An 11,507-nucleotide genomic window follows, 5' to 3' on the forward strand; every position below is an offset into this window, starting at 1 on the left:
CTGCAAACAATGGAAAACCCAGGGAATTCATTAACCTCTTTTTAGAATGGTTTTCATTGCTTGAATTCTGTTTGTACCATAAAATAGAAATAAGTAGAATTAATTGAATTTTTACTTCAATTCGGAGGAAAGGGGAGATGGAGTTGGAAAATATAAAAAATCAATCTTTTTTAAGGAAAACAATCGATGATTGGCAGGTTAAAGCGGAGGCCTCTCTAAAAGGAAAAAAGCTTGAATCCTTACATTGGCATACATATGAAAATATTTTTTTGAAACCGCTTTACACAAAGAAGGATGAGTTTCCCGTTCCGGATTATTCAGGAGGATCCGATTATCGACGAGGAATTTATCCGCTTGGTTATCTCACAAATAAGTGGAAGGTGGCACAGCCGTTATCTTACCAATCACCTGGAGAATTGAAAGAGAAACTTCATGCAGCGCTTGAAAAGGGGCAAACTGCTATTTCCTTTAGCGTATCGGAAGAGTTAATTGAAACAAATGACAGTCTTTCGAGTGTTTTAAAAGGGCTCTATCATCAATATCCATTAGTGCTTAATACAAAGGGATGGTATTCAGAGATTCTAAATGTATTAGCTAAAATGGCGGATGACGAAAACCGGTCTGATAAAGTTACGGGTTATGTGGGTTCGGACCCGATTTCCCTATTTGCCGAGGAAGGAGCTTTTTCACAGGAGTTTATTGAGGAGTGGAAACGAAATATAACCAAATTTAGTAAAAAGTTTTCAAATCTTAGCACCATTCTAATCGATACAATCCCTTATCATAATGGCGGAGCAAATGCTGTGCAAGAGTTGGGAATTGCTATTGCTGAAGGGATACATTATCTTGATATCCTCCAGGATGGTGAACTGGACCTTAATCTAATCGTAAAAAAAATGGTCTTTCAATTCTCTATTGGTAATAACTTTTTCATGGAAATTGCTAAACTTCGCGCAGCAAGAATACTCTGGAATCGAATAACTGAACTATACAGTATCAAAGATGATGCCCGGGGGATGATCATTTCTGCCGAAACCTCTACTTTTACAAAATCTTTATATGACCCCCATGTCAATCTTCTTCGGGCAGGAAATGAAGCTTTTGCTGCCATCATCGGAGGGGTTCAATTTTTACAAGTTACTCCTTTTGATAGTCTTCTTACAGTTACTACACCATTTGCAGAAAGAATCGCTAGAAATATTCAACTACTCTTGAAACAAGAGGCACAACTGGACAAAGTCATTGATCCAGCCGGCGGCTCTTGGTATGTGGAAGAATTAACAAATCAACTCGCTGAAAAAGCCTGGGAGTTCTTTCAGCAAATAGAAAAACAGGGCGGTATATTGAATGTTTTAACATCAAATTGGCTTCAACAGGAAATAAACACTACTTATGTAAAAAGAAATCTGGATATTCAAACAAGGAAGCAAAGCATGATTGGAACCAATGTTTATGCCGATATAAATGAACCGGAGCCTTATCCCAAGCAAAGGAACAAGAACGGATTATTGACAAATGGAACCTATTCCGTAAGCAAAATAGAAGCCATCCCTGCACGTAGACTTTCGGAGCCATTTGAAAAATTGCGAAGAATGGCAAAGCAGCTTGAAGGAAAAATAGGCACCATTCCATCCGTAGGGATGATCTGTCTTGGCGAAATAAAGCAGCATAAACCAAGGCTCGATTTTATGAAGGGTTTTATGGAGGCTGGTGGTTTGAAAGTAGTGGATAGCAGCCCAATCTTAACATTAGAAGATGCAAAACAATTTATCTTAGATACACCAACTTCCTATTTCTGCCTATGTGGATCAAATGAACAGTACGAGTTAGCAGGGAAGAACATTCTCACAGCTTTAAAATCTACATTTCCTAAACGTATATTTTACTTAGCTGGGCTCCCTGAATTAGAAAAACAACCTGAGTGGCAAAGTGTGGGGATTAAGCAGTTCATTCATGCAGGGACTAATTGTTATGAAACATTATCAGACATCCTTACTGATATGGAGGTGAACGCGGTTGAAGAAACAAAAGCCTGATTTTCAAAGTATTCCATTGTTCGCTGACCAAAAATTCATCTCAAAAAAAGAGTGGGAAAAAAAAGTCAATCATGAAATTTCTTCTTCCTTTGAAGATTTACTGTTTGAAACGAATGAGCAAATATACCTTAAGCCTATTTATACAAAAGAGGATCGTGCAGGTTTAGAGCATATTGATGACCTTCCCGGATTGCCTCCTTATACAAGAGGACCGTATCCGACCATGTATGTGAATCGGCCCTGGACGGTCAGGCAGTATGCAGGCTTTTCAACCGCTGAAGAAAGTAATGCCTTTTACCGCCGAAATCTTGCAATGGGACAAAAGGGTTTATCAGTAGCCTTTGATTTAGCTACCCACCGCGGTTATGATTCCGATCATCCTCGTGTAGTTGGGGATGTTGGGAAAGCGGGAGTTGCGATAGACTCCATACTAGATATGAAGACCCTCTTTGCTGGTATCCCTTTGGATCAAATGTCGGTATCGATGACAATGAACGGTGCGGTCTTGCCGATTTTAGCTTTCTTTATCGTAACGGCAGAGGAACAGGGAGTCAGCCAAGAAAAGCTTTCGGGAACCATCCAAAACGATATATTAAAAGAATATATGGTTCGTAATACGTATATTTACCCTCCTGAAATGTCGATGAAGATTATTGCAGATATTTTTGAATATACGTCCAAATACATGCCAAAGTTTAACAGTATTAGTATTTCCGGCTATCATATGCAAGAAGCGGGAGCTCCGGCTGATTTAGAATTAGCTTACACACTGGCAGATGGTTTAGAGTATGTGCGGACAGGACTTAAAGCTGGCATTGAGGTCGATTCATTCGCACCTAGACTGTCCTTTTTCTGGGCAATTGGGATGAATTACTTCATGGAAATTGCCAAAATGCGGGCAGCAAGATTCATTTGGGCCAAAATGATGAAGTCCTTTGATCCGAAAAATGAAAAATCGTTAGCATTACGGACTCATTCACAAACGTCAGGGTGGAGTTTAACCGAACAGGATCCATTTAATAATGTTACGCGAACACTTATTGAAGCACATGCTGCAGCAATGGGTCATACCCAATCATTGCATACGAACGCCTTAGATGAGGCAATAGCCTTACCAACAGATTTCTCAGCCCGTATTGCGCGAAACACTCAATTGTTTTTACAGGAAGAAACAGGGATTACCCATGTAATTGATCCTTGGGGAGGCTCTTATTATGTAGAAAAGCTGACAGATGATTTAGTTAAAAGGGCATGGACACACATTGAAGAAATTGAGGGGCTAGGCGGAATGGCTAAGGCCATTGAAACAGGTCTTCCAAAAATGAGAATTGAAGAAGCAGCAGCAAGAAGGCAGGCCCAAATCGATTCTGGTAAAGAAACTATAATAGGGGTGAACCGGTACAGGCCTGAAAAGGAAGAAGCGATTGATATCTTAGATATCGATAATACCGCTGTTCGTTTAAAGCAAATTGAGAAATTAACTACTTTAAAAGCAGCACGAGATAATCAAAAAGTAGAAGCAGCACTTACCGCATTAACAGCTGCTGTTGAAACAGGGGAGCAAAATCTATTAGAACTTGCTGTTAGAGCTGCCAGAGTGAGAGCAACACTTGGTGAAATATCTGACGCTATTGAGCGAGTGGCTAAAAGGCATAAAGCTGTCATTCGTTCAATTAGCGGTGTGTATAGTAAAGCCTTTAGCAATGAGGAAGAAATCAGTGAAGTCAAGAAAATGACCGATGAATTCCTTGAGAATGAGGGGAGACGCCCAAGAATCCTTATTGCAAAGATGGGTCAGGATGGTCATGATCGGGGGGCAAAGGTAATCGCCACTGCTTTCGCGGATTTAGGCTTTGACGTAGACATTAGTCCGCTGTTTCAAACGCCGGAAGAAACGGCCCTTCAAGCGGTTGAAAATGATGTTCATGTAGTCGGCATGAGCTCGCTTGCAGCAGGTCATAAAACATTGCTGCCTCAACTGGTGGACGAATTGAAGAAAAAAGGAAGAGAGGATATTTTAGTTGTCGTTGGCGGTGTCATTCCAGCCCAAGATTATCAATTTTTATATGACCATGGTGCAGCGGCCATTTTTGGACCGGGGACCGTCATTCCTGTTGCGGCTCAAAAAGTGATTAGGGAGATATATATGAAACTCGGTTATGAGGAAGTGTCTCAATAAATGGAAAAGGATCATAGATCGGAGTGGAGTGACTCTAATAATCCTGACAGCTGTTTAAGTATTGTGCGACGAGGCAAAGAGCTAGAAGGTCAAACAGTTTCTACTGAAAAAAATGTACGCTTTCAAAAACGAAATTCCACAGAGCCTTCCATTGATGTACTTTATGACGGGGTGCTGAAGGGTGAAAGAAGTCTGCTTGCCCGAGCGATTACGCTTGTAGAAAGTAATGCTGAACAGCATTTTCAAAAAGCTCAGCAGCTGTTGAAGATGCTCCTGCCCAAGACTGGTAAATCGATTCGTATCGGAATAACGGGTGTACCTGGCGCAGGCAAGAGTACCTTTATTGAGGCCTTTGGTCTATATTTGTGCAATCTAGGGTATCGGGTTGCAGTATTGGCTATTGATCCAAGTTCAAGTATCTCGGGCGGAAGTATTCTGGGTGACAAGACTAGAATGGAGCAGTTATCAAGAAATGAGAACGCCTTTATTCGCCCGTCGCCAACGGGAGGAAAACTAGGCGGTGTGCACAGAAAAACAAGAGAATCAATGTTAATTTGTGAGTCGGCCGGATTTGAAATTATTTTAATTGAAACCGTTGGTGTAGGCCAAAGTGAAGTGATTATTAGAGATATGGTTGATCTTTTCATTCTGCTTGTTCTGACAGGGGCAGGAGATGAACTCCAAGGAATGAAAAAGGGGATTATGGAACTAGCCGATGTCATCCTTGTTCATAAAGCCGATGGGGCAAATAAGAAAAAAGCCGTTCAGACGATGCAAGAGTATAATCGAATTCTTCACTTCCTTCAGCCAGCTACAAAGGGGTGGGTTACAAAGGCCTATACATGCTCTTCGACAACACTGGAGGGCATTCGTGACTTATGGGGTGTTATTCAATCCTTTGTGGAAACCGGAAAATCCTCCGGGGTTTTTGGGGAAAGAAGAAGAATACAAGCTAGGGAATGGTTTTACTCCATGATAACGGACCAGCTTCAATTTCTGTTTTATCATCACAAGGGGGTTAAAAGCACTTTGCCCAAACTTGAGAATGAGGTGATTTCTGGAGAAAAGACTGTCGCAGCAGCCGTAGAGACATTATTTGAAACCTTTTTATCAGAAACAAAAAGTTAACTTTACTTAGTCAAACTATTCCGCTGCAGGTCTGGAAGAAATCAATGTATCTATATTTGCCCAGCAGATTTCATTTCATTTGGAAAAAACACAATTGAGCTGTTATGATAATGATATACGGAAAAAAGGAGTTGTTTTTATGAGTATGAATTTTAACTTTTTCATGAATGATGTAGTTAAGCAGGCGCGTGAAGAGATCACGTCCTCTGGGTATAAAGAACTAAAAACCCCTGCAGAAGTAGAAGAAGCTTTTGCTCAAAGAGGAACTACATTAGTAATGATTAACTCGGTTTGTGGATGTGCAGGTGGTATTGCACGCCCGGCAGCCGCACACTCCCTTCACAATGATAAGCGTCCTGACCATTTAGTAACGGTATTTGCTGGGCAGGATAAGGAGGCAACCGAAACAGCAAGAAGCTATTTCACAGGTTATCCACCTTCCTCCCCCTCTTTTGCTTTGTTAAAAGACGGAAAAATCCTGACTATGATTGAACGTCATCAAATTGAGGGCTTTGACCCTGCTACAGTAGTGGCGAAGCTTCAAAATGAATTTGATCAGTATTGTGAAGAAGTATAAGAAATAAATAAATTTAGGTCAAGTCGTGAAAAGATTTGACCTTTTTTTATTGTCTAATTACCATTTTTAGTGTATATTTATTAATTATTTTGTAATTTTAATCATAAAATCAGAGGTGTTTTGATATGAAGGAATTATTGAAAAATAATTTAGAAGCTATACAGAATAGATTATGGGAGATGAATGATATCTTGTATGATCATCCAGAGCTGGGTGATGAAGAATTTGAATCTATGAAACTATTAGTAGAATTCCTTGAGCAACATCAATTTTCAGTCGAAAAAGGTATCGTTGGCCGTCCTACTGCCTTTAAAGCAGTTTATGATAGTAAGAAGGATGGACCTACCATTGCCTATTTGTCTGAATATGATGCCTTGCCGGAGGTTGGACATGGGTGCGGTCATAATATGATTGGAACGATGAGTGCTGGCGCAGGAGTTATCTTAAGTAAAGTCGTAGATGAAATTGGCGGCCGTGTGATTGTATTAGGTACACCTGCAGAGGAAACAAATGGCGCTAAAGTACCGATGGCGGAACAAGGAGTATTTGACGACATTGATGCAGCGATGATTTTGCACCCTGCCGATGAATCCTATGAGAGTGGTGATTCATTAGCAATGGACGCTATTCAATTCGACTTCCGTGGCAGAACGAGTCATGCTGCGGCATCACCAGAAAAGGGAATTAATGCATTGGATGCCGTTATTCAATTGTTTAACGGGATCAATGCTCTGCGTCAACACGTCACTTCAGATGTTAGAATCCATGGGATTATTAAAGAAGGCGGTGTAGCTGCCAACATAGTTCCAGACAAAGCAATCGCTCAATTTTATGTTCGAGCAAAAGACCGAAACTACCTAAATGAGGTTGTTAAAAAGGTAATTAATATTGCAGAGGGTGCATCTTCAATGACAGGTGCAGATCTTCACATTGAAAACTATGAGCTGAGCTACGACAATATGGTTACGAACCAAACCTTATCCGAATTATTTACAAGCAATCTATTAACAACGGGTGTTAAGCGTGTGAAGAAAGCGAAGGAATCTTATGGTTCTATTGATATGGGAAATGTTAGTCACGTCGTTCCAGCCATTCATCCCTATATTGGTCTTGATTCGCCTGGGCTCATTGCACATACAAGGGAATTTGCCAACTTAACAATCACTGACAACTCCCACAAAATTCTTGCCAGAGGTGCTTTGGCACTTGCGCTTACGGGATATGATTTAATCACAAATAAAGAAGTACTTGAAAAAGTAAAAAATGAATTTCGTCAGGCATAAATAATCGTAAACTGGCCTTTGAAGTACCTCTTTTTTATGAGGTGCTTTTTTGGTGGATAAAATCATCTCGGCACACCGAATTTTTAGAATATTTTTATATTAGAAAAACATCTTTTCAAAATAAGAATGATGTGTTATTATTCACTTTGTTGAATAAAAATCCAAATTTAAATAACAAAATATTTATATAACACAGGGGGTTCCACTATGAAAAGAACGATACTATTTTTAACATTAATTCTTACTTTAGTTGTTATGGCTGCTTGCGGTCAGAGTAATAAGGACGGGGCAACTGGAGAAAAAACAGCAGACAAGAAAGTATTAACAATGGCAACATCAGCTGATTTTGCACCATTTGAATCAAGAGATCCATCAGGAAAGGTTGTTGGATTTGATATTGATCTTGCTAATGCCATTGCAGATGAATTAGGTTATAAACTTGAAATAAAAGATATGAAGTTCGATGGTTTAGTCGGTGCATTACAAGCAAAGCGGGTAGATATGGTACTTGCAGGTATGTCGGCGACTGAAAAACGTAAACAAAATGTTGATTTTTCTACAGCTTATAACCATTCTGGTGAAATGTTCTTAACGAAAAAAGGTTCTTCAATTAAAACAATTGATGATCTAAAAGGAAAAACCGTTGCAGTACAGTTAGGAACTATTCAGGAAGAAGGAGCCAAAACACTTCAAAAGAAAGTTGATTTTACGCTTAAACCTTTAGATAATTCAACAACTTTGATTCAAGAGCTAGTAACGGGTCGTGTTCAAGTAGCATATTTAGATAAATCAGTTGCTACAGGATACATGAAAGAACAGGGCTTAGCTGGTTTTGATGATCCAACATCTAGTTCTCCAGGGATGGCTGTAGCTTTTCCAAAAGGCAGTAACTTAGTTGGTGATGTGAATAAAGCACTTAAAAAACTTGAAGAGAACGGAAAACTTCAAGAATTAAAGGATAAATGGTTAAAGAATCAACAATAATTAGTAAAGACCAAGTCATTAGGTTGATTTGATGAAGGTAAAGAATATATTGAAGTGAGGTGTAAGGCATGAATTTGGATTTTAGCCAAATTGTGCCTTATATTCCTTTTATTTTAAAAGGAATATGGGTTACATTAAAATTTGTTATTATTTCCATTATTTTAGGTTTTATCCTAGGTACAGTTCTAGCGTTATTTAAAATTTCACGAATAAAGGCTTTAAATTGGTTTGGTGACGTTTATACATCTATTTTTCGTGGTACACCATTAATTTTGCAATTAATGCTAATCTATTTTGCGATTCCGCAATTAACAGGTTATGACATATCACCATTTTTATCTTCCATTTTAGCTTTTGGTTTGAATTCATCAGCCTATGTCTCAGAAATCATCAGGGCAGGAATTCAAGCAGTTGATAAAGGTCAAACTGAAGCAGCTCAAGCACTGGGAGTTCCTTATCGTCTTATGATGAAGGACCTTATATTGCCTCAAGCATTAAAAAATATTTTACCAGCTCTTATGAACGAATTTATTACCCTAACGAAAGAATCGGCACTTGTATCGACGATTGGATATTTAGATTTGATGCGCCGTGCGCAAGTGGTGGGAGCCGATACTTACCGGAATTTTGAACCACTTATATTTGTTGGATTAATTTATTGGATTTTAGTAATGGTACTTACACTGGCTGGTAAATGGGTTGAAAGGAGGATGAAATTCAGTGATTAAAGTTGAAAACCTCTATAAACAATTCGGAGAAAACGAAGTCTTGAAAAATATTTCTACTAGTATAAATAGCGGCGAAGTTGTTTCCATTATTGGGCCATCAGGATCTGGTAAATCAACCTTTCTTCGGTGTTTAAATTTGTTGGAGATTCCAACAAAAGGACAAGTATGGATTAATAATCAAGAGATCACCGATAAAAAAACGAATATAATGAAAGTTCGAGAACAAATCGGAATGGTTTTTCAGCACTTTTATTTATTCCCACATATGACAGTTTTGGAAAACTTAACGTATGCTCCGATGAAAGTTAAAGGGGAATCTCGTGAAACGGCTGAAGCAAAAGCTCGGGAATTGCTTGCTAGAGTGGGTCTTACTGAAAAAGAAGCTGCTTATCCAAATAACCTGTCAGGTGGTCAGAAGCAGCGTGTAGCCATCGCACGTGCTCTTGCAATGGAACCCAAGTTAATGTTATTTGATGAGCCTACATCAGCGCTTGACCCAGAAATGGTAAAGGAAGTATTAAACGTTATGAAAGACCTGGCCCAATCAGGAATGACGATGGCCATCGTCACACATGAAATGGGGTTTGCTCGTGAGGTTTCTGACCGTATTATCTTCCTGGATGAAGGGAAATTATTAGAAGAAGGCGCACCGAATGAATTTTTTAATAATCCTCGTACAAGCAGAGCAAAGGACTTTTTAGAGAAAGTATTGTAAAAAGTTAACCTTACATCGATTTTTTAAAAGCTGTTTTTCTTGAAAAACATGTTTTAATAGGGATATGCTAAAGATGGTCTTTATGATCATCTTTTTATTTGTATAAGAAATTATAAAAGTTTTTGACTTTGAGAATTGTCTAGCTCCAGCACCTAGCCCCTCGAGGTCACAAGACAATCCGTCCAAAAGGTTAAAAGGCAACCTTCCGGCCGGCTTGTCTTGTGCTTGTCGGGGCTGACCAAGGCGCTTCCGCTTTTCTTATTCTAATCTAGGAGATAATTTATGAAATTTCGCATTGGTTATCGGACTATTAAAACTGCAGTAGGAACAGCTTTTTCAATCTTAATTGCACAGCAGCTGGGATTAAACAACTTCGCGTCAGCAGGGATTTTAACCATTTTATGTATCCAAGTCACCAAAAGAAGGTCACTGCGTACTGCGTGGGATCGTTTTTTAGCATGTGTATTAGCAATGCCTTTTTCGGCAATTTTTTTCGAGGGAATTGCTTATCATCCGATTGTTATTGGGATATTGCTGTTCTTCTTTATTCCGATTATTGTTATGTTGAAGGCACCAGACGGAATTGTAACCAGCAGTGTCATTATTTTACATATTTTTATGGCTCGCCATATTTCATGGGCCATTTTCTTTAACGAGTTAGGGGTAATAACTATTGGTATCGGTGTCGCTTTACTGATTAACCTTTACATGCCTAGTGTTGATAAAAAGTTAAGAGACTATCAAGTGAAAATTGAAGAGAATTTTAAGGTTATTTTTTGTGAGATGGTAATTTATTTAAGAACAGGCGAAAGTATCTGGGACGGAAAAGAAATTACTGAAAGTGCCAAGTTACTTGATGAGGCAAAGATGATTGCGCTAAGAGATGTTGAAAATCGTATACTTCGTGAAGAAAACCTTTTTTTTCAATACTTTAGTATGAGAGAAAAGCAATTTGAGATTATGGAACGCGTTTTACCGATTGTCACTTCCCTTACTAGGACGGTGGAGCAGGGTAAGATGGTAGCTTCATTTCTTGAGGAACTGTCAGAAAATATCCATCCTGGCAACACAGCCCATATCTATTTAGATAAATTAAGAGAAATGAAAAAATTTTTCGAAGAAATGGAACTGCCTAAAACCAGAGAGGAATTTGAAGTTCGGGCAGGACTGCTTCAATTAGTCAATGAAATGAATGAATATCTTATTATCAAAAGCTCCTTTTATGGTAAAAAAATAAACGTGCATGAAAAGAAGCAGGTAGAGGTAAACTAGGAAAAAAAAGGCAGGTAGTTGGATTGATTAAATTATTAACGCCGCTCCTCATGACTTTTTTTCTATCACCTCTTTGGCCATTAGGGCAGAATCCTGTACCAGGTGATCCCTTTGTTATTGTCAATAAAACAAAAAATGAACTTGCGCTCATTGATGATAACAAAGTTCAAACTATTGTTAGTGTTGGTACCGGTAAAACTCAAGAATTAACGCCGGAGGGCCTTTTTACGATTACGGTGAAGGCAAAAGATCCATATTTTCGTAAGAATAATATTCCTGGTGGTGACCCCAAGAATCCACTCGGATCTAGATGGATAGGCTTTGATGCAAAAGGAACAGATGGCCGTATATATGGCATTCATGGCACGAATCAACCAGCCTCCATCGGTAAATATGTTTCCCAAGGGTGTATCCGTACCCAAAATGAGGTAGTAACCTCAATTTTTCCCTTAATCCCACTTGGAACAAAAATATTGGTTATTTCCTCAAATAAATCTTATGAAGTTTTAGCAAAAGAAAATGGAGCAATAAAATAAGAGAAGGGACTGTTCAATTTCGAACAGTCCCTTTATTTTTTTATGAGTTGAGTAAGTATAAAAGTTTTT

Annotated in this window: 10 protein-coding genes; all 10 read left to right on the top strand. The window is 38.8% G+C overall.

Translation table 11 applies throughout. From position 1 onward, the window contains the following. Window positions 1-143 precede the first annotated feature (143 nt). On the top strand, window positions 144-2,036 hold the full coding sequence (locus V7266_RS05780; protein ID WP_420491328.1) for a methylmalonyl-CoA mutase family protein: 1,893 nt from the start codon (window positions 144-146) through the stop codon (window positions 2,034-2,036). 37 nt (window positions 2,037-2,073) lie between these two features. Next, window positions 2,074-4,215: a methylmalonyl-CoA mutase gene (gene scpA, locus V7266_RS05785; RefSeq protein WP_420491331.1), complete on the top strand. Its 2,142-nt coding sequence runs from the start codon at window positions 2,074-2,076 to the stop codon at window positions 4,213-4,215. Next, a complete protein-coding gene (gene meaB, locus V7266_RS05790; protein WP_335466570.1) occupies window positions 4,216-5,343 on the top strand; it encodes a methylmalonyl Co-A mutase-associated GTPase MeaB in 1,128 nt (375 codons plus the stop codon). It abuts the gene before it with no gap. A gap of 139 nt (window positions 5,344-5,482) precedes the next feature. Then, complete coding sequence (locus V7266_RS05795) at window positions 5,483-5,920, top strand: BrxA/BrxB family bacilliredoxin (protein ID WP_335466572.1); 438 nt, start codon at window positions 5,483-5,485, stop codon at window positions 5,918-5,920. 125 nt (window positions 5,921-6,045) lie between these two features. Further along, window positions 6,046-7,203 carry a M20 family metallopeptidase gene (locus tag V7266_RS05800; RefSeq protein ID WP_335466574.1) on the top strand — a complete coding sequence of 386 codons (1,158 nt, stop codon included), beginning with the start codon at window positions 6,046-6,048 and terminating at the stop codon, window positions 7,201-7,203. A 207-nt stretch (window positions 7,204-7,410) separates the two neighbouring features. Further along, the gene (locus V7266_RS05805; protein ID WP_335466575.1) at window positions 7,411-8,187 is read left to right on the top strand and encodes a transporter substrate-binding domain-containing protein; all 777 of its coding nucleotides are present in this window, start codon (window positions 7,411-7,413) and stop codon (window positions 8,185-8,187) included. A 68-nt stretch (window positions 8,188-8,255) separates the two neighbouring features. Further along, on the top strand, window positions 8,256-8,915 hold the full coding sequence (locus V7266_RS05810) for an amino acid ABC transporter permease (protein WP_335466577.1): 660 nt from the start codon (window positions 8,256-8,258) through the stop codon (window positions 8,913-8,915). Then, entirely contained in the window at window positions 8,908-9,630 is a 723-nt protein-coding gene (locus V7266_RS05815) for an amino acid ABC transporter ATP-binding protein (protein WP_335466579.1), read from the top strand. The genes V7266_RS05810 and V7266_RS05815 overlap by 8 nt, the downstream gene beginning before the upstream one ends. Before the next feature lie 282 nt (window positions 9,631-9,912). Next, a complete protein-coding gene (locus V7266_RS05820; protein ID WP_335466581.1) occupies window positions 9,913-10,902 on the top strand; it encodes an aromatic acid exporter family protein in 990 nt (329 codons plus the stop codon). A gap of 50 nt (window positions 10,903-10,952) precedes the next feature. After that, window positions 10,953-11,438 (top strand): L,D-transpeptidase, encoded by a 486-nt coding sequence (locus tag V7266_RS05825; RefSeq protein ID WP_420491332.1) that lies wholly within the window; start codon window positions 10,953-10,955, stop codon window positions 11,436-11,438. Window positions 11,439-11,507: the final 69 nt, after the last annotated feature.

Source organism: Neobacillus drentensis (genome assembly GCF_036965645.1).
Classification (GTDB): Bacteria; Bacillota; Bacilli; order Bacillales; family Cytobacillaceae; genus Neobacillus; species Neobacillus drentensis_D.